Source organism: Pseudomonas arsenicoxydans (assembly GCF_006438915.1).
GTDB lineage: Bacteria > Pseudomonadota > Gammaproteobacteria > Pseudomonadales > Pseudomonadaceae > Aquipseudomonas > Aquipseudomonas arsenicoxydans_A.
In genome coordinates this window covers 378,392-404,354 of the sequence record NZ_RCZE01000003.1, presented here as the reverse complement: position 1 = coordinate 404,354, position 25,963 = coordinate 378,392, and the positions used below count along the sequence as shown (strand labels likewise).

The window sequence follows — 25,963 nt, the reverse complement described above, 5'->3', positions numbered from 1 at the left end:
CGAACGGCGGCAAGCCCCCTCGCCACAATAAAGCTAGAGATTTTGCAGGGTATCGAGCAGGACTTTGACCTTGGTGATCGATTCCTGATACTCGGCCTGCCACTCGGAATCGGCGACTATCCCGCCGCCGCCCCAGCAACACACCTGCCCATCCTTGACCAGCAAGCTGCGAATCGCGATGGAGCTGTCCATCTCGCCGCGCACATCCAGATACAGCAATGACCCGCAGTACAACCCGCGTCGGGTCGGCTCCAGTTCGTCAATAATCTGCATCGCCCGAATCTTCGGCGCACCGGTGATCGAGCCGCCGGGGAAGCTGCCGGCGATCAGGTCCAGCGCATCGCGGTCATCCGCCAGTTCACCGGTCACGCTGCTCACCAGATGATGCACGTTCGGATAGCTTTCCAGGCTGAACAACTCCGGCACCCGCACCGAACCGATGCGGCAGGTACGGCCGAGGTCATTGCGCAGCAGGTCGACAATCATCAGGTTTTCCGCACGATCCTTGGGGCTGGCCAGCAGTTCGGCGGCGTTCGCCGCGTCTTCGGCAGCGGTCAGGCCGCGAGGGCGGGTGCCTTTGATCGGACGGGTTTCTACCTGCCGTTCGCTGACTTTGACAAAGCGCTCTGGCGACAGGCTCAGCACCGCGCCGCCTTCGGGCAGGCTCTGGAAACCGGAAAATGGCGTCGGGCACGCGGCGCGCAACGCGACGTAAGCTGCCCATGGATCGCCTTGGCACTCGGCCCGAAAGCGCTGGGCAAAGTTGACCTGATAGCAGTCACCGGCCTGGATGTAGTTCTGAATGCGTTCCAGCGCCTGGCGATACTCTTCGGCGCTCAGGTCGGCTTTCATCGGCGCTTTCAGTGTGAAAGGTTCAACGGCTGCGGCCGATGGCTGACTGAACAGCGTGATCAAACGTTGGCGTTCGCTAGCGATCAACGACGGGTGAAACACCAGTTGACTGGTTTTCACGTGGTGATCGCTGATCAAGGCCCAGTCGTACAACCCGAAACGCGCGTCGGGCAATTGCAGGTCGTCCTGCGCCTGGTTCGGCAGGTTTTCCAGGTGTCGACCGAAGTCGTAGCTCAGGTAACCGATCAGCCCGCCGGCGAAGGGCAGTTGCTCAGGAACTTGCGCTTCACCGAGTCGTGTCAGATGCTCGCGCAGGCGTTGCAGGAAATCGCTGCCGCTTTCGTCGGGCAATACAGCCAATTGCTCCAGCGGCCAGGCGCTGAGCAGGTCAAAACGCCCACGCTCGGCGGTTGGCCGGCCACTGTCGAGCAGCACGGCGCCGGGCGCATGACGAATCGCCGCGAAGTAGTCGGCGGGGTTGGCGCGATAAGGAAGCGGGTGTACGGAACAGGTCAACATGGGCGGGGCGGGTCAGCCATCGAGGCGGGGTGGCGATTGTAGTCCTCCGAAGGATTTGCTCCTAGAGGGGATGTCGGGGATTGGCAGGTTGGTAACGGCTGGCGAGGGCTTTGTGGCGAGGGAGCTTGCTCCCGCTGGGTTGCGAAGCAGCCCTAAAACAGGCAACTCGGTTTGTCAGGAAAATTCGATTAACCGATTTACGACTGCTGCGCAGCCGAGCGGGAGCAAGCTCCCTCGCCACAGGGATCAGCCCTCAACCGCCGGAATATGCCCAAACATCTCCTGAACAAATTCCACTCGCTCCTTCACCGTCTCGGTAATCCCGCGAGCCTTCAATTCTTCCAGTCGCGCTTCAACCGCATGCGTACGCAACGTCAGCCCGCAATCGTTGGCGATCTGGATGTTCAACCCAGGGCGGGCATTGAGCTCGAGGATCAACGGGCCTTTTTCCTGGTCCAGGACCATATCAACGCCGATATAACCCAACCCGCACAGCTCATAACAGCCGGCCGCGAGTTTCATGAAACCGTCCCAGTAGGGCAGTTGCACGCCATCGACGGCGTTGGTGGTGTCCGGGTGTTTGGTGATGATGTTGTTCAGCCAGGTGCCGCGCAGTGTCTCGCCGGTCGCGAGGTCGACACCGACGCCGATGGCGCCCTGGTGCAGGTTGGCCTTGCCGCCGGATTGCCGGGTTGGCAGGCGCAGCATGGCCATCACCGGGTAGCCCATCAGCACGATGATGCGAATGTCCGGCACGCCTTCATAGCTGATGCTCTTGAAGATCTGGTCCGGGATCACCCGGTATTCGATCAGCGCGCGGTCGCGATGACCACCGAGGGAATACAGGCCGGTGAGGATGCTGGAGATGTGGTGCTCAAGCTCTTCGTGGGCGAGGATTTTACCCGACACCGTGCGATAGCGGCCCTCGAACCGGTCGGCAACTACAATGATGCCGTCGCCACCCGCGCCCTGGGCCGGTTTGATCACGAAGTCGTTGCGCTCGCCGATGATGTCGTCGAGGTTGTCGATTTCTTTTTCGGTGGAGATCACGCCATACAGTTCCGGCACATGAATGCCGGCGGCAATCGCGCGTTCCTTGGTGATGATCTTGTCATCGACGATCGGGTACAGGCTGCGCTTGTTGTACTTGAGCACGTAGTCGGCGTTACGCCGGTTGATGCCCATGATGCCCCGGGCTTCCAGGGCCTTCCAGGTCTTCCAGAAGCCGAACATCAGGCGTCAGCCTTTTTCAGGAACGCCTTGAAGCGCACCAGTTCGGTCAGGCGGTAGCCGCGATAGCGACCCATGGCCAGCATGAAGCCCACCAGGATCAGCAGGATCGCCGGGAACGTGAACACGAAGTACACCAGCTCCGGCACGGTCATGATCAAGTGCGCCAGGGACGCAGCGAACAGCGTGCCGATCGCCACTTTCATGGCATGGCCCGAACCGCGTTCTTCCCAGGTAATCGACAGGCGTTCGATGGTCATCGTCAAAATCACCATCGGGAACAGCGCCACGGACAGCCCGCGTTCCAGGCCAAGTTTGTGGCTGAACAGGCTGATGGCCGCAATCAGCACCACCACGAACGTCAGTACCACAGACAGCCTCGGCAGCATTTGCAGCTTCAGGTGTTCAAGGTAGGAACGCAGCGACAGACCCAGCGCGGTGATGATCGTGAACAGCACGATGCCGAAGCCGAGACCGGTTTCGCGGAAGGCCAGGGCGATCAGCACCGGGGTAAAGGTGCCGAGGGTCTGGATGCCGATCAGGTTGCGCAGGATCAGGATCACCAGCACGCCAATCGGGATCATCACCATGATCATGAATGTCTGTTGGGTCTGCAGCGGCAAGCCGTACAGCGAGTATTCGAGGAAGTTGGCGTCGGTGTTTTCGTCGGTCAGCTTGGCCAGGCGAATGGCGTTCATTTCGCTGTTGTTGAGGCTGAAGGTCACGTTGGCTTTTTTGCCGCCATCGACGGTGATCAGGTTTTCGTCGCCGGTCCACCACAGCAAACGGTCGGTCGGCAGGCCTTGCTCGCCGGTTTCCGGGTTGAAGTACAGCCAGTCAGTGCCGTTGAAGCTGCGCAGCCACAGTTCAGGCAGTTGTGGCTGGTCGGCCACCAGACGAATGGTGTGAACCTTTTCTACCGGCACGTGGGCGATGGACAGGACCAGCTCGACGATTTTTGCTTTGTTCGCGGTGGACGGATCGCCGCCCAGTAGCAGCTTTACATTGTCGTCACTGAGGTTGTTGACCCGCTTGATCGCTTCGCCGACGAAGGTTTCAACGTCGGCAGAGTGTTGGCGGATCGGCGCGAGCAGGGCTTCGGCAGCGATTTTTTCCGGGCCTTCGACGGCGATGCTGTCGCGGAAGGTCGGGCCCTTGACCTTGGATTTTTCACCGGAGTAACGCTTGGTCAGCACCAGGCGGTAATAAAGGGTTTGGTTGCCCTTGGCCCGGCGCGCCGACCAGGTGACCTTGCGGTTGCCGTCAACCCGGTTCACCGCCACGCCGTAGTTATTGGAGATGAAGCTCTCGTTGAGGCTGACGAAGTCGCGGCTCAGCGGCGGCACGAACATCTGGATCTTGACCGGGTCCTTGGCACTGGCGACGAACTCGACCTTGGCGTCGATGTTCCACAAGTCGTCGGTGGCGTCTTCGGTCACGGGAATCCCGAGCACGAAGATCTGATAGGCCGTAACTGAAATGCCCAGCACCACCAAGATGGCGATCAGCATTTTCAGATGGAGGTTAAGAGAGCGCATTGGAATTACTCTGCGGTATGTACGTCGGTGGCGCAGGCGGGTTTGCCAGCAGCGTATTTAAGACTGGGGTCGACCAGCGCATCGAAGCGCTTGAGCGCTTCGGAGCCGATCAACAGCGGATATTGGAAGGCGCTGCGGTCGGTCAGGTTCACTTCGATGCTGCGTAATGCCGAACCCATGCAGATGTCCAGTTCGATCACCGGGCGGGCCGTGTACTTCTTGCCTTCTTCCGGGTCGTAGTCACCGGCCCGGCGTTTGATCTTGCTGACGCGGGCCAGTGGCCGTTCGATCGGGTGCGAATGGGCGGCGTCGATGGCCAGGTAAAAGCGCACCCAGGACTCGCCGTTGCGCTTGAAGCGTTTGATGTCGCGGGCACTCAGTGAGGCGGTCTTCGCCCCGGTGTCGAGCTTGGCCGCGACTTCAAGGTCGATGCCATCCAGGGAGGCGTACTCGTTGAGGCCGTACACCGTCTTTTCCCCCGCCGCGGCAAAACCGGGCAGACACAGTAGATAAAGGAAGGTCGGGAAGGGCTTGAGTCTCATAAATCCTGGCGCAGCGGTCCGTACGTCGATTCAAGGCCCTGGCATTGCTGCGCAAGCTCCCTCGTATGCCTATCAGCTATTTGTGACAAACAGTGCAGATGTCACAAACAAATGCGGGCGGCATTCTAGCACGGTGGTTTGCTGGCGCCAGCGCTGGCGGGCGGCTATAAACCACTGTGCTGCTTTGTTATGGTGCGGCGGGTTATTAGACGATTGTCGACAATATCGAATTAACCTTTGACTGCGCGGCCTGTTTTCGCTAGTTTTTGCCGCATCAGCTTTCAAGGTGTCGACAATATGCTGGATCAACTGGATCCCCCGCTCACTCCCCAAGACGATTCGGAGACACTTTCCGAAAACGTCTTCCGGCGCATTCAAGCGGCCATCGTCAAGGGCGAGATCGCCCCGGGCAGCAAGATCTCCGAGCCAGAGCTGGCGCGCACCTATGGCATCAGCCGCGGTCCGCTACGTGAGGCGATCCACCGCCTGGAAGGCCAGCGTCTGCTGGTGCGTGTGCCGCATGTCGGGGCACGGGTGGTTTCGCTCAATCATGCCGAGTTGCTGGAACTCTACGAGATCCGTGAATCCCTTGAAGGCATGGCCTGCCGCCTCGCCGCCGAGCGCATGACGCTCGAAGAAATCGACGAGCTGCGCCGCGTCCTCGAAACCCACGAGCGTGACGAAGCGTTTCAGGCCGGGCGAGGTTACTACCAGCAGGAAGGCGATTTCGACTTCCACTACCGGATTATCCAGGGCAGCGGTAACCGCACCCTGACGCAAATGCTCTGCGGCGAGCTGTATCAACTGGTGCGCATGTACCGCATCCAGTTCTCAACCGTACCTAATCGCCCGCACCAGGCATTTGCCGAGCACCACCGAATTCTCGATGCCATCGCCGACCGTGACGGTGAGTTGGCCGAGTTGTTGATGCGCCGCCACATCGGCGCCTCCAAACGCAATATCGCCCGTCATTACCAGGACGGCGCCAACCCGACAGCCAAACGAGGTGAGTCATGAGTTTGAACAAGAGCACTCCAGGCCAGCGTTTCCGCGATGCGGTCGCCAGCGAGCATCCATTGCAAGTGGTCGGCGCGATCAACGCCAACCACGCGTTGCTGGCCAAGCGCGCCGGTTTCAAGGCGATTTACCTGTCCGGTGGCGGTGTGGCCGCGGGCTCCCTCGGCGTGCCGGACCTGGGCATTACGGGCCTGGATGACGTGCTGACCGACGTGCGTCGCATCACCGACGTCTGCGACCTGCCGCTGCTGGTGGACGTGGACACCGGTTTCGGTTCCTCGGCGTTCAACGTCGCCCGTACCGTGAAATCGATGATCAAGTTCGGCGCTGCCGCCGTTCACATCGAAGACCAGGTCGGCGCCAAGCGTTGCGGCCACCGTCCGAACAAAGAAATCGTCTCGCTGCAGGAAATGGTCGACCGCATTAAAGCGGCCGTGGATGCGCGTACCGATGACAGCTTCGTGATCATGGCGCGTACCGATGCCCTGGCGGTCGAAGGTCTGGAATCTGCTCTGGATCGCGCAGCGGCGTGCATCGAGGCCGGCGCCGACATGATCTTCCCGGAAGCCATCACCGAACTGGACATGTACAAGCTGTTCGCCAACCGCGTGAAAGCGCCGATCCTGGCCAACATCACCGAATTCGGCGCAACGCCGCTGTACACCACCGAGCAGCTCGCCGCTGCCGATGTATCGCTGGTGCTGTACCCGCTGTCCGCCTTCCGCGCGATGAACAAAGCCGCGGAAAACGTCTACACCGCCATCCGCCGCGACGGCACGCAACAGAACGTCATCGACACCATGCAGACCCGCATGGAGCTTTACGATCGCATCGACTACCACACCTTCGAGCAGAAGCTCGATGCGTTGTTCGCCGCGAAGAAGTAAGTCGAATAACTCCCTAATAAATTCAAGAAACTGGAGGCAGAAATGGCCGAAGCAAAAGTACTCAGTGGCGCCGGGCTCCGTGGTCAGGTTGCCGGGCAAACCGCACTGTCCACCGTGGGTCAATCGGGCGCAGGCCTGACCTATCGTGGCTACGACGTTCGCGAACTGGCGGCTGACGCGCAGTTCGAAGAAGTCGCCTACCTGCTGCTGTACGGCGAACTGCCGAGCAAAGCGCAACTGGCCGCCTACGTCAGCAAACTGAGCAAGCTGCGTGACCTGCCGCAAGCCTTGAAAGAAGTGCTGGAACGCATTCCCGCCGACGCCCACCCGATGGACGTGATGCGTACTGGCTGCTCGTTCCTGGGCAACCTGGAACCTGAGAACAACTTCTCCGAGCAGCACGACAAAACCGACCGTCTGCTGGCCGCGTTCCCGGCGATCATGACCTACTGGTATCGCTTCAGCCACGACGGCAAGCGCATCGACTGCGTGACTGACGAGCCATCCATCGGTGGTCATTTCCTGCACCTGCTGCACGGCGAGAAGCCGAGCGAGTTGCACGTCAAGGTGATGAACGTTTCGCTGATCCTCTACGCAGAGCACGAGTTCAACGCGTCGACCTTCACCGCACGTGTGTGCGCCTCCACGCTGTCGGATCTGTTCTCCTGCATCACGGCTGCCATCGGTTCGCTGCGCGGTCCACTGCACGGCGGCGCCAACGAAGCGGCGATGGAAATGATCGAACGCTTCAGCTCGCCGGAAGCGGCGATCGAAGGCACCCTCGGCATGCTCGAGCGCAAAGACAAGATCATGGGCTTCGGTCACGCGATCTACAAAGACAACGATCCGCGCAACGAAGTGATCAAGGGCTGGTCGAAAAAACTCGCTGACGAAGTGGGCGACAAGGTGTTGTTCGCGGTTTCCGAAGCCATCGACAAGACCATGTGGGAACAAAAGAAACTGTTCCCGAACGCCGACTTCTACCATGCCTCGGCGTACCACTTCATGGGCATCCCGACCAAGTTGTTCACACCGATTTTCGTCTGCTCGCGCCTGACCGGCTGGGCCGCCCACGTGTTCGAACAACGCGCCAACAACCGCATCATCCGCCCGAGCGCCGAGTACGTCGGCGTTGAACAGCGCAAGTTCGTGCCAATCGAACAACGCTGAATGGTGGGGGCTACCACACTGGTCGCTGAACGAACCGGAAACCAGTGTGGGAGCGGGCTTGCTCGCGAAGACGGACTGACATTCAACATTGATGTCGACTGATACACCGCTTTCGCGAGCAAGCCCGCTCCCACATTTGATCCGGTTTCAGTTCAAGCCCGGTGCCAGGCCCCACCCTTTGTATTTACCGTGACCCGAGTCCTGACGATGAACACAGAATTTCGCAAACAGCTGCCCGGCAGCCATCTGGATTACTTCGACGTCCGTGCGGCTGTCGAAGCCATTCAACCTGGCGCCTACGACACCCTGCCGTACACGTCCCGCGTGCTGGCGGAAAACCTTGTGCGTCGCTGCGACCCGGCCACGCTCACCGAATCCCTGAAGCAATTCATCGAACGCAAACGCGACCTCGATTTCCCTTGGTTCCCGGCCCGCGTGGTGTGCCACGACATTCTCGGCCAAACCGCACTGGTCGACCTCGCCGGTCTGCGTGACGCCATCGCCCTGCAAGGTGGTGATCCTGCGCAAGTGAACCCGGTGGTGCCGACGCAATTGATCGTCGACCACTCCCTGGCCGTCGAGCGCGGTGGTTTTGATCCGGAGGCGTTCGAGAAAAACCGCGCCATCGAAGACCGTCGCAACGAAGACCGCTTCCACTTCATCAATTGGACCAAGAAGGCGTTCAAGAACGTCGACGTGATCCCGCCAGGCAACGGCATCATGCACCAGATCAACCTGGAGAAAATGTCTCCGGTGATCCAGGTACGTGACGGCGTGGCGTTCCCCGACACCTGCGTCGGCACCGACAGCCACACCCCGCACGTCGATGCACTGGGCGTGATCGCCATCGGCGTCGGTGGTCTCGAAGCCGAGAGCGTGATGCTCGGCCGTGCGTCCTGGATGCGTCTGCCAGAAAGCGTCGGCGTCGAACTGACCGGCAAGCTGCAACCGGGCATCACCGCCACCGACATGGTGCTGGCGCTGACCGAGTTCCTGCGCCAGCAAAAAGTCGTGGGCGCATGGCTGGAATTCTTCGGTGAAGGCGCCGCGGCGCTGACCCTCGGCGACCGCGCAACCATCTCCAACATGGCCCCGGAATACGGCGCCACCGCGGCGATGTTCTACATCGACCAGCAGACCATCGACTACCTCAAGCTCACCGGCCGTGAAGACGATCAGGTGCAACTGGTCGAGCACTACGCCAAGACCACCGGCCTGTGGGCCGACAGCCTGAAGGGCGCGCAATACGAGCGCGGCTTGACCTTCGACCTGTCCTCGGTCGTGCGCAATATGGCCGGCCCGAGCAACCCGCACGCCCGTGTCGCGACCTCGGACCTGGCTGCCAAAGGCATCTCCGGCCAGTGGGACGATGTGCCTGGCCAAATGCCGGATGGCGCTGTGATCATCGCCGCCATCACCAGTTGCACCAACACCAGCAACCCGCGCAACGTGATCGCTGCCGGCCTGCTGGCGCGCAACGCCAACAAGCTCGGTTTGACCCGCAAGCCATGGGTCAAATCGTCACTGGCACCGGGTTCGAAAACCGTCGCGCTGTACCTGGATGAAGCCGGTCTGACCGACGAACTGGAACAGCTCGGTTTTGGCGTCGTCGCCTTCGCCTGCACCACCTGCAACGGCATGTCCGGCGCACTGGACCCGGTGATCCAGCAAGAGATCATCGACCGCGACCTGTACGCCACCGCTGTACTGTCCGGCAACCGCAACTTTGACGGCCGGATCCACCCGTACGCCAAGCAAGCGTTCCTCGCTTCGCCGCCACTGGTGGTCGCTTACGCCATCGCCGGGACCATCCGTTTCGACATCGAAAAAGATGTGCTGGCCGTGGTCGATGGCAAGGAAATTCGCCTGAAAGACATCTGGCCGAGCGACGAAGAAATCGACGCCGTGGTCAAGGCCTCGGTGAAGCCGGAGCAGTTCCGTCAGGTCTACATCCCGATGTTCGCCATCCACGAAGACACCGGCCCGAAAGTGACGCCGCTGTACGACTGGCGCGAGATGAGCACCTACATCCGCCGTCCTCCGTACTGGGAAGGCGCGTTGGCCGGCGCACGTCCGCTCAAGGGCATGCGCCCATTGGCGGTGCTGCCGGACAACATCACCACCGATCACCTGTCGCCGTCGAACGCGATCATGCTCGACAGCGCCGCCGGCGAATACCTGGCGAAAATGGGCCTGCCGGAAGAGGACTTCAACTCTTACGCGACTCACCGTGGTGACCACCTGACTGCGCAGCGCGCGACCTTCGCCAACCCGAAACTGTTCAACGAAATGGTTCTGGAAAACGGCAAAGTCAAACAAGGTTCGCTGGCGCGTGTCGAGCCGGAAGGCCAGGTCATGCGTATGTGGGAAGCCATTGAAACCTACATGGAACGCAAGCAGCCGCTGATCATCATTGCCGGCGCCGACTACGGTCAGGGATCGTCCCGCGACTGGGCGGCCAAAGGCGTGCGCCTGGCCGGTGTAGAAGCGATTGCCGCTGAAGGTTTCGAGCGCATTCACCGCACCAACCTGGTGGGCATGGGCGTGTTGCCGCTGGAATTCAAGGCCGGCACCAACCGCCACACCCTGGCCATCGACGGCAGCGAAACCTACGACGTGATCGGCGAGCGCACACCGCGCGCCGAGCTGACGCTGGTGATCAATCGCAAGAACGGCGAACGCGTCGAGGTGCCGGTGATGTGCCGCCTCGACACCGCCGAAGAAGTGTCGATCTACGAAGCCGGCGGCGTGTTGCAACGCTTCGCCCAGGACTTCCTCGAAGAGTCGGCAGTCGCCGTCTGACACACGCTGTGCTGACACGGGACTTCAAGTCCCGTGTCTGTTTTCAAGGTAAGGAGTAACGAGTACATGGCTCACGCAGCTCAGATCAAAATCCCTGCCACCTACATGCGTGGCGGCACCAGCAAAGGCGTGTTTTTCAGCCTCAAAGACTTGCCTGAAGCGGCACAAATTCCAGGCCCGGCCCGCGATGCGTTGCTGCTGCGCGTGATCGGCAGCCCCGACCCGTACGACAAGCAAATCGACGGCATGGGCGGTGCAACGTCCAGCACCAGCAAAACCGTGATCCTGTCGAAAAGCCTCAAGGCCGATCACGACGTCGACTACCTGTTCGGTCAGGTGTCTATCGACAAGCCTTTCGTGGACTGGAGCGGCAATTGCGGCAACCTGTCGGCAGCGGTCGGTTCCTTCGCGATCAGCAACGGTCTGGTCGACGCCAGCCGCATTCCGCACAACGGCGTGGCGGTGGTTCGCGTGTGGCAGGCCAACATCGGCAAGACCATCATCGCCCACGTGCCGATCACCAACGGTGAAGTGCAGGAAACCGGTGATTTCGAACTTGATGGCGTGACCTTTCCGGCCGCTGAAGTGCAGGTCGAATTCATGGACCCGGCGGCGGAAGAAGAGGGCGGCGGTGGCTCGATGTTCCCTACCGGTAACCTGGTGGATGACCTCGAAGTCCCCGGCGTCGGAACCTTCAAGGCAACCATGATCAATGCTGGCATCCCAACGATTTTCGTCAATGCCGAAGACATCGGTTACACCGGCACCGAGTTGCAGGGCGCGATCAACAGCGACCCGAAAGCGTTGCTGATGTTCGAAACCATCCGGGCTTACGGCGCATTGCGCATGGGCCTGATCTCGAACATCGACGAAGCGGCCAAGCGTCAGCACACGCCTAAGGTGGCCTTCGTGGCCAAGCCGGCGGATTACGTGTCGTCCAGCGGCAAAGCCGTTGCGGCAGCGGACGTCGACCTGCTGGTGCGGGCGTTGTCGATGGGCAAATTGCACCACGCGATGATGGGCACGGCGGCGGTGGCCATCGGCACGGCAGCGGCGATTACCGGCACGTTGGTCAACCTCGCGGCGGGTGGTGTCGAACGCAACGCAGTACGTTTCGGTCATCCGTCCGGCACGCTGCGTGTGGGCGCAGAAGCGAGCCTGGTCAACGGTGAATGGACCGTGAACAAAGCCATCATGAGCCGCAGCGCGCGGGTACTGATGGAAGGTTATGTTCGCGTGCCGGGTGATTCTTTCTAACCCACCGCAGAACCCATGTGGGAGCGGCGGTGCGACGATTCGACTTGCTCGCGAAGACGGACTGACATTCAGCATCAATGTCGACTAATAGACCGCTTTCGCGAGCAAGCCCGCTCCCACATTTGATCTCCATTTCCAGAATAAGAAAGTAGTAGGCCACCGAGATAAAAAACCTGAACCGAGGTCCCATCAACGAACCACTTCAAGAGTGAATCGAACATGAGTGCCAACGTCGACCAGAACATCCGCCCCGAGTACGACAGTGTCCTGCAGGACATTGCCGACTACGTCCTCACCTTCAACATCCAGTCCCAAGAAGCCCTCGACACCGCCCGCAACTGCCTGATGGATACGTTGGGTTGCGGTCTGCTGGCGCTGCGTTTTCCCGAATGCACCAAACACCTGGGGCCCATCGTCGAAGGCACCGTCGTGCCGTTCGGTGCCCGCGTGCCCGGCACCAGCTATCGCCTTGATCCGGTCAAAGCGGCGTGGGACATCGGTTGCATCGTGCGCTGGCTCGATTACAACGACACCTGGCTCGCGGCCGAGTGGGGGCATCCGTCGGATAACCTCGGCGCGATTCTCGCGGTGGCCGATCACCTCTCACAAAAACGCCTGGCCAATGGCGAGGCGCCGCTGACCGTTCGCGCGGTACTCGAAGCGATGATCATGGCCCACGAGATTCAAGGCGTGATCGCCCTGGAAAACTCCTTCAATCGCGTCGGCCTCGATCACGTCATTCTGGTGAAGGTCGCCTCGACGGCTGTCACCGCCAAACTCATGGATGCCAGTCGCGAGCAGCTGTTGTCGGCGTTGTCCCATGCGTTCGCCGATGGTCAGGCGCTGCGCACGTATCGGCATGCACCCAATGCCGGTTCGCGCAAATCCTGGGCGGCCGGCGATGCGACCAGTCGCGGCGTACGATTGGCAGACATTGCGATGCGCGGGGAGATGGGTATCCCCGGTGTGCTGACGGCCAAACAGTGGGGCTTTTACGACGTCTTGTTCAGCCACACCAACAATGATCTGGCGCTCAAACCCGAAGACAAACGGGCCTTCAGTTTCTCGCGGCCGTACGGCAGTTACGTGATGGAAAACGTGTTGTTCAAAATCAGTTTTCCGGCGGAGTTTCATGCGCAAACCGCCTGCGAAGCGGCCGTGACATTGCACCCGCAGGTTCGTAATCGGCTGCATGAAATCGACCGCATCGTCATCACCACACACGAGTCGGCGATCCGCATCATTTCCAAGGTCGGTCCTCTGGCTAATGCGGCGGACCGCGATCACTGCATCCAGTACATGACTGCCGTGCCGCTGGCGTTTGGCAATCTGGTGGCCGAGCACTACGAAGATGAATTCCATTCAGCGCATCCGTTCATCGATGTGCTGCGCGAGAAAATGGTCATCGTCGAAGACCCGCGCTTCACCCGCGAATACCTCGAAGCCGACAAGCGCTCCATCGCCAATGCGGTGCAGGTGTTCTTCAAGGACGGCTCCAGCACCGAGAACGTGGTGGTCGAATACCCGATAGGCCATCGCCGTCGTCGCGTCGACGGTATCCCGCTGCTGGAAGACAAGTTCAAGGCCAATCTGGCCACGCGTTTCACCGCCCAGCGCAGTGCGCAGATTGTTGCGTTATGCACGGATCAGGCGGCCCTGGAAGCCACACCGGTCAATCGCTTCGTGGACCTGTTCGTGCTCTGAGCCACTTTTCCATCGGCAATTTGGTGATCGCAAACCCGGTCAGTAAAATCGCTGAATACATCATCAGTTCCCGGGACAAGGGTTGCCCCTCGTACCAGGCGCCGATGATCACGGCGAACACCGGAAAGATGATGAACACGAAGGACAAAATGATCGGGCTCAGGCGTTTGAGCAGCAGGAAGTAAACGATGAATCCGCCCACCGACGCGACCAGTCCCAGATAGAGCAGGGCCGTCCACGACCGCGCGCTGATGGCGGTAAAAATTGGCGCCTCAACCTTCAAACCGGCGATAAACAACATCGCTCCGGCGATGCCGATGGGCAGGGTGTTGTAGGTGATGACGCTGATCGCCGTGCCGTGTTTTTTGGTCACCACGTAACACAACGCATGCATCACCGCCGCGCAGAGAATCGCCAACACCCCGAACAATTCCGCATGGTCCAGATGCAAGCCCTGGCTGCGGATAATCATGAACAGACTGCCGAAACCGATGGCGATGCCGAGCACTTGCGACGGGTAGATTTTCTCGCGCAGAAACAGCGCCGAAAACAACAGGATGAACACCGGCATGCAGCTGAACAGCAGCGCTGTCAGCCCTGACGAAACGTGCATCTCGCCGTAGTTAAGCAAGTAATACGGCAGGCTGAAATACGACAGCGTGACGAACACGAAAAACCAGCGGCTTTCCTTGGGAAACAACAGCGGTTCGCGACGGAGCCGGGCGAAGCCGAGGAACAACGGAAACGCGATCAAAAATCGCAAACCGGCAGCCGTCAGCGGCGGCACGGTTTCGACGGCAATCTTGATTCCCAGCCACGTCGTGCCCCAACTCAGGCACACGATCAGGAACAGCACGCTGGTGACCCATGCAGTCAGCCAGGGTTTTCGAACGCTTGAGGTGGCACTGATGGCGATGGACATGACTCGGCTCCCTTATCGTCGGAATTGACCTGCAACTGCAAAAGGTCTATCCCTGATTGCACCTGTTTCAAGCACGCTATTCGGGGATGCAATGACTGTCAAAGCAAGTATTGCCATGGTGTCAATCCTGCGCGATGGCCTCGCCAACGGGGTGGGCGTGAAGTACAAGCGTCTGGCGGACGCCGTGGAACAAGCCATCACCGAAGGGGTGATCGAACCCGGCAGCAAGTTGCCGCCTCATCGACTGTTGGCGGACAGCCTGGGCGTGACCATCGGCACCATCAGTCGCGCGTATGGCGAGCTTGAGCGCGTGGGCCTGGTCGTTGCTCGCGTGGGAGACGGCACTTATGTGCGTCAGCGCGGAATGGAGCGTCCGCGTGACGGCGGCTTTCGCAATGTCAGCGAAGAGCCACAGGTTTTTTTTGACATGAGCCGCAACCAGCCGATTCCAGGGCAGGAGGCGTTTTTTCTGAGTCAGAGCCTGCAAGCGCTGGCGCTTGATCCACAGGCGTTGCAGCACCTCAGCGGCTACACCGCCGACGCCGGATTACCGCGTCATCGTGCGGCGGGTGCGCACTGGTTGCGGCACCAGGCATTTGTGCCGAATGCCGAGCAGATTGTCTGCGTCAACGGCGGTCAGCACGGTCTGTTGTGTGCCTTGATGGCGCTGCTCAAGGCGGGCGATACCGTGGTCACGGAACACCTGACGTATCCGGGGTTGATCAGCGTTGCGCGCATGCTCGGGATCAAGTTGATCGGTGTTGCGATGGATGATGAAGGGCTGATGCCAGATGCGCTGGAGGACGTTTGTCGTAACCATCGTGTGTCGGCGTTGTATTGCACACCGACGATCCAGAATCCTACGGCGTCGGTGATGTCCGTCCCACGGCGCGAGGCGACTGCCGAGGTCTGCCGACAGCACAATCTGCTGATCTTTGAAGACGAAGCTCACGCGGTATTGGCAGAGCAGCGACCTTTGCCCCTGAGCCATTTTGCCCCGGAGCGTTCGGTATTGATTGGCAGCTTGAGCAAGGCTGTTTCGGCCGGTTTGCGCGTCGGTTATCTGCATGCGCCGCAACCGTTGATCGGACGCTTGAGCGCGGCAGTGCGCGGGACATGCTGGATGGCCAGCCCGCTGACGCTGGAAGTGGCGACTCAGTGGATCGAAAACGGCATTGCCGAGCAGTTGTTGGGGCAGCAGATTATCGAGATCAGTCGACGTAAATCATTGGTCGCGGGGTTGCTGGATGGGGTGGTTTACAAGACTCATTCCCACAGCCCGCACTTCTGGATCGAAGTGCCCGAGCCATGGCGGGCGTCGCAGATCGCGTCGGAGCTCAAGGAGAATAATTTTTTGGTGGCGACTGCCGAGGCGTTTGCGGTGGGGCATGGGGCGGTGCCGCAGTTCATTCGGGCGAGTGTGTGTAATTCGGCGGGGGATGATCGGTTGTTGCTGAGAGGGTTTGAAGCGTTGGCCGGGGCACTTGCCGAGACCGAGTGATCGTTCTTCGCGAGCAAGCCCGCTCCCACATTTGACCGCATTATTCCTGAAGGAACTCGGTCGAATGTGGCAGTGGGCTTGCTCGCGAAGGCGGTCTGACAGACGCTAAAAATCTACTTGAACCGCCGCTCCACACCTTTCTCAACCAGGATTTTCGCCGAAATCTCTTCCACCGAAAAATGCGTGGAGTTGATGTGCGGGATGTTCTCGCGACGGAACAGATTCTCCACCTCGCGCACTTCAAACTCGCACTGGGCATAGCTCGAATAGCGGCTGTTCGGCTTGCGCTCGTTGCGGATCGCGGTGAGGCGGTCCGGGTCGATGGTCAGGCCAAACAGCTTGTGCTGGTGGGCGCGCAGGGCGCTTGGCAACGTCAGGCGTTCCATGTCGTCTTCGGTCAGCGGGTAGTTGGCCGCGCGGATGCCGAATTGCATGGCCATGTACAGGCAGGTCGGGGTCTTGCCGCAACGCGACACGCCGACCAGGATCAAATCGGCCTTGTCGTAGTAGTGCGTGCGGGCGCCGTCGTCGTTGTCGAGGGCGAAGTTCACGGCCTCGATGCGTTCCATGTAATTGGTGTTGGCACCGATGGAGTGGGACTTGCCGACGGTGTAGGAAGAATGCTCGGTCAGTTCCTGCTCAAGCGGTGCCAGGAAGGTCGAGAAAATGTCGATCATGAAACCATTGGAGGTCGCGAGGATCTCACGGATGTCCTGATTGACGATCGTGTCGAAAATAATCGGCCGGAAGCCGTCGGTTTCGGCGGCTTTGTTGATTTGTTGTACCATGGCCCGCGCTTTATCCACGTTGTCGATGTACGGTCGCGTGAATTTGCTGAAGGTAATGTTTTCGAACTGCGCCAGGAGGCTTTGACCCAGGGTTTCGGCCGTGATGCCGGTACCGTCGGAAATAAAGAAAGCAGATCGTTTCATTTGCACCTTGGGCCTTAAGCTAATGACGAATCTTGGATATGATAGGCGCGATTTGTCGGCCGCCAGTGGCCCGCATTCTCACTTATTTTCCAGGTCCAGGCCATACAGCTGGCAAACGCTCCCCCGAGCAGCCGGCTTCTGAGCTTTTCCAACACAGTTAGTGGAGAGATCACCTTGGTAGAGTACGTAGTTTCCCTCGATAAGCTCGGCAAACACGACGTTGAGCACGTAGGGGGCAAGAACGCATCCCTGGGCGAGATGATCAGTAACCTTGCAGGTGCCGGTGTATCGGTGCCCGGTGGCTTCGCCACGACAGCTCAGGCTTATCGTGATTTTCTGGAACTGAGCGGCCTTAACGATCAGATCCATGCCGCCCTCGACGCCCTGGATGTCGACGATGTCAACGCCCTGGCCCGTACCGGTGCCCAGATTCGTCAATGGATCATGGAAGCCGAGTTCCCCGAGAAGCTCAACGCCGAAATCCGCACCGCGTTCGCCACGCTGTCGGCCGGCAACCCTGACATGGCCGTGGCCGTGCGCTCTTCCGCTACCGCCGAAGACTTGCCGGACGCTTCCTTCGCCGGTCAGCAGGAAACTTTCCTGAACATCCGTGGTGTCGAAAACGTCATTCGCGCCGCCAAAGAGGTGTTCGCTTCGCTGTTCAACGACCGCGCGATTTCCTACCGCGTGCACCAGGGCTTCGACCACAAGCTGGTGGCCCTGTCGGCTGGCGTTCAGCGCATGGTCCGCTCCGAAACCGGCACCGCGGGCGTGATGTTCACCCTCGATACCGAATCGGGTTTCCGTGACGTGGTGTTCATCACCGGCGCCTACGGCCTGGGTGAAACCGTCGTACAAGGCGCGGTGAACCCGGATGAGTTCTACGTCCACAAAGGCACGCTGGCCGCTGGTCGCCCGGCCATCCTGCGCCGCAACCTGGGCAGCAAAGCCATCAAGATGATCTACGGCGAAGTCGCCACGGCCGGTAAATCGGTCAAGACCATCGACGTCGACAAGGCTGATCGCGCACGCTTCTGCCTGAGCGACGCCGAAGTCAGCGAACTGGCCAAGCAAGCGATGATCATCGAGAAGCACTACCAGTGCCCGATGGACATCGAATGGGCCAAAGACGGCGATGACGGCAAGCTCTACATCGTTCAGGCCCGTCCTGAAACCGTGAAGAGCCGCACCCAGGCCAACGTCATGGAACGTTACCTGCTGAAAGAAACCGGCACCGTGCTGGTTGAAGGTCGCGCCATCGGCCAGCGCATCGGCGCCGGCAAGGTCCGCATCATCAAGGACGTGTCCGAGATGGACAAAGTCCAGCCAGGCGACGTTCTGGTCTCCGACATGACCGACCCGGACTGGGAACCGGTCATGAAACGCGCCAGCGCCATCGTCACCAACCGTGGCGGTCGTACCTGCCACGCGGCAATCATCGCTCGCGAGCTGGGCATCCCGGCCGTGGTCGGTTGTGGCAACGCCACCCAGCTGTTGAAAGACGGCCAGGGTGTGACCGTTTCCTGCGCTGAAGGCGACACCGGTTACATCTTCGAAGGCGAACTGGGTTTCGACATCAAGAAAAACTCCGTCGACGCCATGCCGGACCTGCCGTTCAAGATCATGATGAACGTCGGCAACCCGGACCGCGCCTTTGACTTCGCGCAACTGCCGAACGCCGGTGTGGGCCTGGCCCGTCTGGAATTCATCATCAATCGCATGATCGGTGTTCACCCCAAAGCGCTGTTGAACTACGACGGTCTGCCACAGGACATCAAGGACAGCGTCGACAAGCGTATCGCCGGTTACAACGACCCGGTCGACTTCTACGTCGACAAACTGGTCGAAGGCATCAGCACCCTGGCTGCAGCGTTCACGCCGAAAAAAGTCATCGTGCGTCTGTCGGACTTCAAGTCCAACGAATACGCGAACCTGATCGGCGGCAAGCTCTACGAGCCGGAAGAAGAAAACCCGATGCTGGGCTTCCGTGGCGCTTCGCGTTACATCAGCGAATCGTTCCGCGACTGCTTCGAACTCGAGTGCCGTGCCCTCAAGCGCGTGCGCAATGAGATGGGCCTGACCAACGTCGAAATCATGGTGCCGTTCGTCCGTACACTGGGCGAAGCCAGCCAGGTGATCGATCTGCTGGCCGAAAACGGTCTGGCTCGCGGCGAAAACGGTCTGCGCATCATCATGATGTGCGAACTGCCATCCAACGCGATTCTCGCTGAAGAGTTCCTCGAATTCTTCGACGGCTTCTCGATCGGTTCCAACGACCTGACTCAGCTGACGCTGGGCCTGGACCGTGACTCAGGGATCATCGCGCACCTGTTCGACGAGCGTAATCCTGCGGTCAAGAAGCTGCTGGCGAACGCCATTGCCGCGTGCAACAAGGCTGGCAAGTACATCGGTATTTGCGGTCAGGGTCCTTCGGACCACCCTGATCTGGCCAAGTGGCTGATGGAGCAGGGCATTGAAAGCGTTTCGTTGAACCCGGACTCCGTACTGGAAACCTGGTTCTTCCTGGCTGAAGGTCAGGCGCAGGCGTGATGTGAATGAAGCCCTGGTCAAGTGGCCGGGGCTTTACGAATTGAGTAGGGCGGGCTCCTCTGGATGCCGCCCTTTTTTGTGCAAGAGCATTATGCAAAGCAGCAGCAACCTATTTCCTGTCGCCCTGATCAGCGCCGAGCGGCGCGGTGATCTGAGCGAAGATGTTTATCGATTGAAGCCGGCCAACAGTCCCGACGTCAGCGTCGAGCTGGCTGTTACCCGGCTGGGCATGGCCGATGAGCCGGCGGTACGTGGTGTGCCGGTGATCCTGTTGCACGGCAGCTTCTCTAATCGACGCTTCTGGTTTTCCCCGAAAGGGTTGGGGTTGGGCGCCTATCTGACGCGTCTGGGATTCGATGTATGGATTCCCGAAATGCGCGGCCACGGCCTGTCCCAGCGTAACCAGAACTACCGCAAGAACCGTGTCGCCGACTACGCGCGATACGATCTGCCGGCCATTGGTGCGTTCGTGCGTGAGCAAAGTGGCCAGGTCCCGCACTGGATCGGTCACTCGCTGGGCGGGATTACGCTGGCAGCGGCATTGGGCGGTGAGTACATCGGCGAGCCAGTGGTGGCGTCTGCGGCGTTTTTTGGTACACAAGTCAGCCGCACCTACTGGCCGTTGAAGATTCCCCCGGTGGAGTGGAGCGGGCGCTTTATTCTCAAGCGTTTTGCGCAACTGTCGGGTTCACGGCTCAAGCGCGGCCCGGAAGACGAGCCGATTGGCCTGGCCCTGGAAAGCATGCGCTGGTACGGCCTGTTCGGGCGTTTTGGCGATGCCGACAAGGACTGGTGGGCCGGGCTGGCGAACGTTGCGATGCCGGTGCTGGCCGTGAGTGCAGTCGGCGATCATCAGGATCCGGCCTGGGCGTGCCGCAAACTGTTCGAGCAGATCGGTTCCGAGCACAAGCAATTCATCAACCTGGGTCGCGAGCAGGGCTTTGGCGACAATTTTGGTCACGTTGAAATGCTGGTCAGCAAAGCTGCTCAAACCGAAGTCTGGCCATTGGTAGCGCGTTGGTTGGCTGATCAGCAGACGCCCTTGATGGGCGCCAAGCCGGATCTGGCGACGGCCGTTTGAGCCTGATGCTCTAACAAGGGCATTTCGCTCTGATCGGCTTGCGGCTAAGATATGACGCATTGAGCAGTTTTGGTCACGTTTCGACACCCTTGATTGTCTTCCTCTTTACAGGAGTTTCTCGATGAATCATTACCTCACGCCTGACCTGTGCGACGCCTATCCGGAGCTGGTGCAGGTGCTGGAACCGATGTTCAGCAATTTCGGTGGCCGTGATTCGTTCGGCGGCGAAATCGTGACCATCAAGTGCTTCGAAGACAACTCGCTGGTCAAGGAACAGGCCGAGCTCCAGGGCAATGGCAAGGTGTTGGTGGTCGACGGTGGCGGTTCCCTGCGTCGTGCGCTGCTGGGCGACATGATCGCCGAGAAAGCCGCGAAAAACGGTTGGGAAGGGCTGGTGATCTACGGTTGCATCCGTGACGTCGACGTCATTGCACAAACCGACCTGGGTGTTCAGGCCCTGGCCAGCCACCCGATGAAAACCGACAAGCGCGGCATCGGCGATCTCAACGTCGCGGTGACCTTCGCCGGAGTGACGTTCCATCCAGGCCATTACATTTATGCGGACAACAACGGCGTGATCATCTCGCCAAGCCCGCTGAAAATGCCTGAATAAACAGAAACCGACAAAGGGATGCGGATGTTCGAGGAAGAAAACGCGCAGTGGGGCCTGGTGCATGCCCTGGTGCTGGACGGTAAAGGCAGTGCGCGTTCGATAGCCCGGACTGAACTCGATGACTTGCAGCTTCAGGCCCATGAGAGCTTGTGGCTGCACTGGGATCGCAGTCATCCGCAAACCCAGACCTGGCTGCGTAAATTCAGCGGCCTGAGTGAATTCAGCTGCGACCTCCTGCTCGAAGAAAACACCCGACCGCGTCTTCTACAGCTTTCGGACAGCGAACTGCTGCTATTTTTGCGTGGGGTCAATTTGAATCCCGGCGCAGAACCGGAAGACATGGTCTCGGTGCGGATTTTCGCCTCGGCCCAGCGGGTTATTTCCCTGCGTTTACGTCCATTGCGCGCCACCGATGAATTGTTGGTGCAGCTTGCCGACGGCAAAGGGCCGAAAACCGCGTCCGAACTCGTCCTGTATATGGCGCAGTACCTCACCCATAAAGTGCAGGATCTGGTCAGTTGCCTCTCGGAAGTGGTCGATGAGGAAGAAGAAAAACTGGACGCCGACGAACGGTACACTCCGGAGCACGGCGCCATATTGCAGATCCGTCGCAGGGCGGCGGCGTTGAAACGTTTCCTTGCACCTCAACGGGATATTTTCGGGCAATTGACGCGTATAAAATTGCCCTGGTTTGTCGAAGACGATGGCGATTACTGGAACGAATTGAACAACAGCCTGACCCGCTACCTTGAGGAGTTGGAATTGACCCGGGAGCGGGTGGGGCTGGTCCTCGAGGCTGAGGACAGACGCTTGAGCGTACGAATGAACCGCACGATGTACCGCTTCGGGATCATCACCGGGATCTTTTTGCCGATGAGTTTCCTAACCGGTCTTCTGGGGATCAACGTCGGGGGTATTCCATTCTCGGCGAGCCCGTATGGCTTCCTGATTGCGTGCCTGATGATGGTCTCGGTGGCGCTCGGGCAGTGGTGGTTATTTCGACGTTTGCGTTGGGTGTGAGCATGCGTCATGTGACCCGGGCAAATTTGATCGCGTCTTTCACAGACATCACGAGAGGTGCGTATGCACGATCCGTTTGAACAGTCTTTGCGCGACATGCTCAATGCATCACCGTCCACCCGGGACGACGATGCGTGCCTTGGGCGTGTACTGAAAACCGCCAACCGCCAGGTCGGCGCTGGCGATCTGTTCAGCCTGCTGGGCCGCTGGTTGCCCGCGCTGATGATTGCCCTCAATAACGGCTCGGCCCACGTCGCGCCGGTATCCCGCCATCGTAAACCTACCGTTCGCACTGCTGATAAGGCTGATTGAATATGGAACTTGATCTCTGGACTCAGAGCCTCGTCACTGCAATGACTGCGTTATGGACAAAGGTTGCGAACTTCATTCCGAACCTGTTCGGCGCACTGGTTGTGCTGCTGTTGGGTTTTGTCGTTGCGAAACTTTTGGACACTTTGTTGTCGAAGCTGCTCGCCAAGCTGGGTCTGGATCGCCTGATGGGCGGCACCGGTCTGACTAAATTGCTGTCCCGGGCTGGTCTTCAAGTGCCGATCTCGACGTTGATCGGGAAGATTGTCTATTGGTTCGTCCTGCTGATTTTTCTGGTTTCTGCAGCAGAATCCCTTGGGCTTGAGCGAGTTTCAGCTACGCTGGATATGCTTGCTCTGTATTTGCCTAAAGTTTTCGGCGCGGCGCTGGTGTTGCTGGTGGGTGTGTTGCTGGCGCAATTGGCCAATGGGCTGGTGCGCGGCGCGGCAGAAGGCGTAGGACTGGACTATGCTTCGGGGTTGGGACGGATTGCCCAAGGCCTAGTGATTATCATCAGTATCTCGGTAGCGATCAGCCAGTTGGAGGTCAAGACTGACCTGCTAAACCATGTGATCGTCATCGTATTGATCACCGTTGGTCTGGCGGTTGCGCTGGCCATGGGCTTGGGAAGCCGGGAAATTGCCGGTCAGATTCTTGCGGGAATCTATGTGCGTGAGCTATATCAGGTTGGGCAACAAGTGCGTGTTGGCGAGGTCGAAGGCCAGATCGAAGAGATCGGCACGGTTAAAACCACATTGCTGACCGATGAGGGTGAGCTAGTCTCTCTCTCCAATCGGATTCTCCTGGAGCAGCATGTGAGTAGCCGCTAACCCGGCAAACCCTGCTAATGTATGCCGCCGCAAATTGCCCCCAAAGGGCAGCGGCGGACATTGACCTGACTGTCGGCCCGACTTGTTTTGAATAAAGCTCAATCGCTCTCCACGCGCTACGACCCCCGCGAGCTCTCTGATGAGGAGTTGGTCGCGCGCTCGCATACCGAGCTGTTTCACGTAACGCGCGCCTATGAAGAACTGATGCGGCGTTACCAGCGAACATTATTTAACGTCTGTGCACGATACCTTGGGAACGATCGCGACGCAGACGATGTCTGTCAGGAAGTGATGTTGAAGGTGCTGTACGGCTTGAAGAACTTCGAGGGGAAATCGAAGTTCAAGACATGGCTATATAGCATCACGTACAACGAATGCATCACACAGTATCGGAAGGAACGGCGAAAGCGTCGCTTGATGGACGCTTTGAGTCTGGACCCCCTCGAGGAAGCGTCTGAAGAGAAGACGCCGAAACCCGAGGATAAGGGTGGACTCGATCGTTGGCTGGTGTATGTAAACCCGATTGACCGTGAAATTCTGGTGCTACGTTTTGTCGCAGAGCTGGAATTTCAAGAGATCGCGGATATCATGCACATGGGTTTGAGTGCGACAAAAATGCGGTACAAACGGGCTCTAGATAAATTGCGTGAGAAATTTGCAGGCATTGCTGAAACTTAGTTCAGCGCAAATATCTCTTACGTGTAGGCAAGTTCTGATAGACTTGCCGCCGAGTTGTCCCCCGGTTTGAGGGACTGCTTTACAATCACCAGATGGGGATTTAACGGATGAAACTGAAAAACACCTTGGGCTTGGCCATTGGTACTCTTATTGCCGCTACTTCGTTCGGCGTTCTGGCACAAGGCCAAGGCGCAGTTGAAGGCGAGCTCAACTACGGGAAAAAGTACAACGACAGCGTTAACAACGTTGAAGACGGCTACACTCCTGGCGCCTCCATCGGTTACTTCTTGACCGACGACGTATCGTTGAACTTCACCTACAACAACGATGACTACACCCGTTCGAACAACAACACCGGCAACCAGAAAATCGAAGGCGATCAGTTCGGTCTGAACGCTCAGTACCACTTCAACAACGCTGGCGACGCTCTGCGTCCTTACGTTCAAGGTGGTGTTAAGCACGGCAGCCTGACCAACGTAGCCGCTGACGGCCACACCGGTCGCGATCAGTCGACTTTCCTGACTGCTGGCGCTGGCCTGAAGTACTACTTCCTGGAAAACGTCTACGCTCGTGCTGGCGTAGAAGCTGACTACAAACTGGACAACGGCCGTTGGGACTACATCCCATCCGTTGGTCTGGGCGTGAACTTCGGTGGCGGCAACAAGCCAGTCGCTGCTGCTCCAGCTCCAGAAGTCTGCTCCGACAGCGACAACGATGGCGTGTGCGACAACGTTGACAAGTGCCCAGACACCCCAGCCAACGTAACTGTTGACGCTGATGGCTGCCCGGCAGTTGCTGAAGTTGTTCGTGTTGAGCTGGACGTGAAATTCGACTTCGACAAGTCGGTAGTCAAGCCAAACAGCTACGGCGACATCAAGAACCTGGCTGATTTCATGAAGCAGTACCCATCCACCACCACTACTGTTGAAGGTCACACTGACTCCGTCGGTCCTGACGCTTACAACCAGAAACTGTCTGAGCGTCGTGCAAACGCCGTTAAACAAGTTCTGACCAACCAGTACGGTGTTGAATCGTCCCGCGTTCAGTCGATCGGCTACGGCGAAACTCGCCCAGTTGCTGACAACAAAACTGAAGCTGGCCGCGCTGTAAACCGTCGCGTAGAAGCGCAGGTTGAAGCTCAAGGTAAGTAATTACCCGCCGCTCTGAGTAAAAGCCCGGCTTAGGCCGGGCTTTTCTTTGTCTGCGATTTGGTGAGGCAAGGTGATTGAGGCAGCATCAGGCGGATCGGTCGGCCGTCATCGCAGGCAAGCCGTGCTCCCACAGGGATCGACTGGCACTGGCTGCGACCGCGCCAATCACCAGGATGGCCGGGCTTTTCAATTCGAAGGCACAGGCATCTTCCTCCATTGCCATCAGGCTGCTGCGACATTCCCGTTGATGCGGCAACGATGCATTTTCAATCATCGCCACCGGCGTATCTGCTGCCATAGCGCCCGCCAGCAGTTGCTCACGGATCTCGCTGAGCTTCGCCACCCCCATGTAGATCACCAGTGTCGTTCCACCTTGGGCCAGCGCCTGCCAGTTCAAGCTGCTGTCATCCTGGGTGTGGGCGGTCACCAGCGTCACGCCTCGCGCTACACCGCGCAGGGTCAACGGAATATTGCATTGCGTGGCGCCCGCCAGGCCGGCGGTGATGCCATTGACCAGCTCAACCTCGACACCACGCTCGCGCAGCCACTGCGCTTCTTCACCACCACGCCCGAAGATGCACGGGTCACCCCCCTTGAGCCGCACCACGCATTTGCCCTGACGGGCATAACGCAGCATCAAACGATGAATGAACGCCTGTGGCGTAGAGCGGCAACCACCGCGTTTACCTACAGGAATAATCCGCGCGTCGGGGCAGTGTTCCAGCACCGCGTCGTTGACCAGGTCGTCGATCAGCACCACATCCGCTTCTCTCAACGCCCGAACAGCTTTAAGGGTGAGCAATTCAGGGTCACCGGGGCCCCCGCCCACCAGCCAGACTTTTGCGTTCATTGGGTTTT

At 59.2% G+C, this 25,963-nt stretch carries 22 protein-coding genes; 15 read left to right on the top strand and 7 right to left on the bottom strand.

The features are described 5' to 3' along the window. Nucleotides 1-33: 33 nt before the first annotated feature. The 4 genes from pabB to EAH78_RS08445 all read right to left on the bottom strand — a co-directional run bounded on the left by pabB (nt 34) and on the right by EAH78_RS08445 (nt 4,681). Complete coding sequence (pabB, locus tag EAH78_RS08465; RefSeq protein WP_140667161.1) at nt 34-1,371, bottom strand: aminodeoxychorismate synthase component I; 1,338 nt, start codon at nt 1,369-1,371, stop codon at nt 34-36. Between the two features lie 246 nt (nt 1,372-1,617). Further along, a complete protein-coding gene (locus EAH78_RS08455) occupies nt 1,618-2,604 on the bottom strand; it encodes an alpha-L-glutamate ligase-like protein (RefSeq protein WP_140667160.1) in 987 nt (328 codons plus the stop codon). Then, nucleotides 2,604-4,139 (bottom strand): inactive transglutaminase family protein, encoded by a 1,536-nt coding sequence (locus tag EAH78_RS08450; protein ID WP_140667159.1) that lies wholly within the window; start codon nt 4,137-4,139, stop codon nt 2,604-2,606. The genes EAH78_RS08455 and EAH78_RS08450 overlap by 1 nt, the downstream gene beginning before the upstream one ends. A 5-nt stretch (nt 4,140-4,144) precedes the next feature. Next, nucleotides 4,145-4,681: an ATP-dependent zinc protease family protein gene (locus tag EAH78_RS08445; protein ID WP_140667158.1), complete on the bottom strand. Its 537-nt coding sequence runs from the start codon at nt 4,679-4,681 to the stop codon at nt 4,145-4,147. Nucleotides 4,682-4,981: 300 nt separating this feature from the next. Here EAH78_RS08445 and EAH78_RS08440 point away from each other — a divergent pair, with 300 nt between their 5' ends. From EAH78_RS08440 to prpD, 6 genes are all read left to right on the top strand, one after another. Continuing rightward, nucleotides 4,982-5,698, top strand: coding sequence for a GntR family transcriptional regulator (locus EAH78_RS08440; protein ID WP_430539923.1), 717 nt, complete (start codon nt 4,982-4,984; stop codon nt 5,696-5,698). Then, entirely contained in the window at nt 5,695-6,585 is an 891-nt protein-coding gene (prpB, locus tag EAH78_RS08435; RefSeq protein ID WP_140667156.1) for a methylisocitrate lyase, read from the top strand. The genes EAH78_RS08440 and prpB overlap by 4 nt, the downstream gene beginning before the upstream one ends. A 42-nt stretch (nt 6,586-6,627) precedes the next feature. Continuing rightward, nucleotides 6,628-7,755: a bifunctional 2-methylcitrate synthase/citrate synthase gene (gene prpC, locus EAH78_RS08430; RefSeq protein WP_140667155.1), complete on the top strand. Its 1,128-nt coding sequence runs from the start codon at nt 6,628-6,630 to the stop codon at nt 7,753-7,755. A gap of 207 nt (nt 7,756-7,962) precedes the next feature. Further along, the gene (acnD, locus tag EAH78_RS08420; RefSeq protein ID WP_140667154.1) at nt 7,963-10,557 is read left to right on the top strand and encodes a Fe/S-dependent 2-methylisocitrate dehydratase AcnD; all 2,595 of its coding nucleotides are present in this window, start codon (nt 7,963-7,965) and stop codon (nt 10,555-10,557) included. Nucleotides 10,558-10,623: 66 nt separating this feature from the next. Then, entirely contained in the window at nt 10,624-11,814 is a 1,191-nt protein-coding gene (gene prpF, locus EAH78_RS08415) for a 2-methylaconitate cis-trans isomerase PrpF (RefSeq protein ID WP_140667153.1), read from the top strand. Nucleotides 11,815-12,033: 219 nt separating this feature from the next. After that, nucleotides 12,034-13,518 (top strand): 2-methylcitrate dehydratase, encoded by a 1,485-nt coding sequence (gene prpD / locus EAH78_RS08410; protein WP_140667152.1) that lies wholly within the window; start codon nt 12,034-12,036, stop codon nt 13,516-13,518. Here prpD and EAH78_RS08405 read toward each other — a convergent pair. Further along, a complete protein-coding gene (locus EAH78_RS08405) occupies nt 13,487-14,440 on the bottom strand; it encodes a DMT family transporter (protein WP_140667151.1) in 954 nt (317 codons plus the stop codon). The genes prpD and EAH78_RS08405 overlap by 32 nt on opposite strands. Nucleotides 14,441-14,531: 91 nt before the next feature. On the opposite strand from EAH78_RS08405, the gene EAH78_RS08400 reads away from it, so the two are divergent. Then, nucleotides 14,532-15,941, top strand: coding sequence for a PLP-dependent aminotransferase family protein (locus EAH78_RS08400; protein ID WP_140667150.1), 1,410 nt, complete (start codon nt 14,532-14,534; stop codon nt 15,939-15,941). A 113-nt stretch (nt 15,942-16,054) separates the two neighbouring features. Here EAH78_RS08400 and ppsR read toward each other — a convergent pair whose 3' ends face one another. Beyond that, the gene (ppsR, locus tag EAH78_RS08395; protein ID WP_027922552.1) at nt 16,055-16,873 is read right to left on the bottom strand and encodes a posphoenolpyruvate synthetase regulatory kinase/phosphorylase PpsR; all 819 of its coding nucleotides are present in this window, start codon (nt 16,871-16,873) and stop codon (nt 16,055-16,057) included. A 174-nt stretch (nt 16,874-17,047) separates the two neighbouring features. On the opposite strand from ppsR, the gene ppsA reads away from it, so the two are divergent. The 8 genes from ppsA (at nt 17,048) to EAH78_RS08355 (ending at nt 25,105) form a co-directional block, all read left to right on the top strand. Then, on the top strand, nt 17,048-19,423 hold the full coding sequence (ppsA, locus tag EAH78_RS08390; protein WP_046027056.1) for a phosphoenolpyruvate synthase: 2,376 nt from the start codon (nt 17,048-17,050) through the stop codon (nt 19,421-19,423). A gap of 91 nt (nt 19,424-19,514) precedes the next feature. Next, on the top strand, nt 19,515-20,504 hold the full coding sequence (locus tag EAH78_RS08385) for an alpha/beta fold hydrolase (protein WP_140667149.1): 990 nt from the start codon (nt 19,515-19,517) through the stop codon (nt 20,502-20,504). A gap of 121 nt (nt 20,505-20,625) precedes the next feature. Further along, the gene (rraA, locus tag EAH78_RS08380) at nt 20,626-21,117 is read left to right on the top strand and encodes a ribonuclease E activity regulator RraA (RefSeq protein WP_140667148.1); all 492 of its coding nucleotides are present in this window, start codon (nt 20,626-20,628) and stop codon (nt 21,115-21,117) included. 24 nt (nt 21,118-21,141) lie between these two features. Continuing rightward, on the top strand, nt 21,142-22,137 hold the full coding sequence (locus EAH78_RS08375; protein ID WP_140667147.1) for a zinc transporter ZntB: 996 nt from the start codon (nt 21,142-21,144) through the stop codon (nt 22,135-22,137). A 63-nt stretch (nt 22,138-22,200) separates the two neighbouring features. Then, nucleotides 22,201-22,449, top strand: a complete 249-nt coding sequence (locus tag EAH78_RS08370) for a hypothetical protein (RefSeq protein WP_027922557.1) — start codon at nt 22,201-22,203, stop codon at nt 22,447-22,449. Between the two features lie 2 nt (nt 22,450-22,451). Further along, nucleotides 22,452-23,276 carry a mechanosensitive ion channel family protein gene (locus EAH78_RS08365; protein ID WP_008048604.1) on the top strand — a complete coding sequence of 275 codons (825 nt, stop codon included), beginning with the start codon at nt 22,452-22,454 and terminating at the stop codon, nt 23,274-23,276. A gap of 87 nt (nt 23,277-23,363) precedes the next feature. Continuing rightward, a complete protein-coding gene (gene sigX / locus EAH78_RS08360; protein ID WP_010456518.1) occupies nt 23,364-23,954 on the top strand; it encodes an RNA polymerase sigma factor SigX in 591 nt (196 codons plus the stop codon). Between the two features lie 107 nt (nt 23,955-24,061). Continuing rightward, nucleotides 24,062-25,105, top strand: coding sequence for an OmpA family protein (locus EAH78_RS08355; protein ID WP_140667146.1), 1,044 nt, complete (start codon nt 24,062-24,064; stop codon nt 25,103-25,105). An 85-nt stretch (nt 25,106-25,190) separates the two neighbouring features. On the opposite strand, the gene cobA is transcribed toward EAH78_RS08355, so the two are convergent. Beyond that, nucleotides 25,191-25,955, bottom strand: a complete 765-nt coding sequence (cobA, locus tag EAH78_RS08350; RefSeq protein ID WP_140667145.1) for a uroporphyrinogen-III C-methyltransferase — start codon at nt 25,953-25,955, stop codon at nt 25,191-25,193. Between the last annotated feature and the right edge of the window lie 8 nt (nt 25,956-25,963).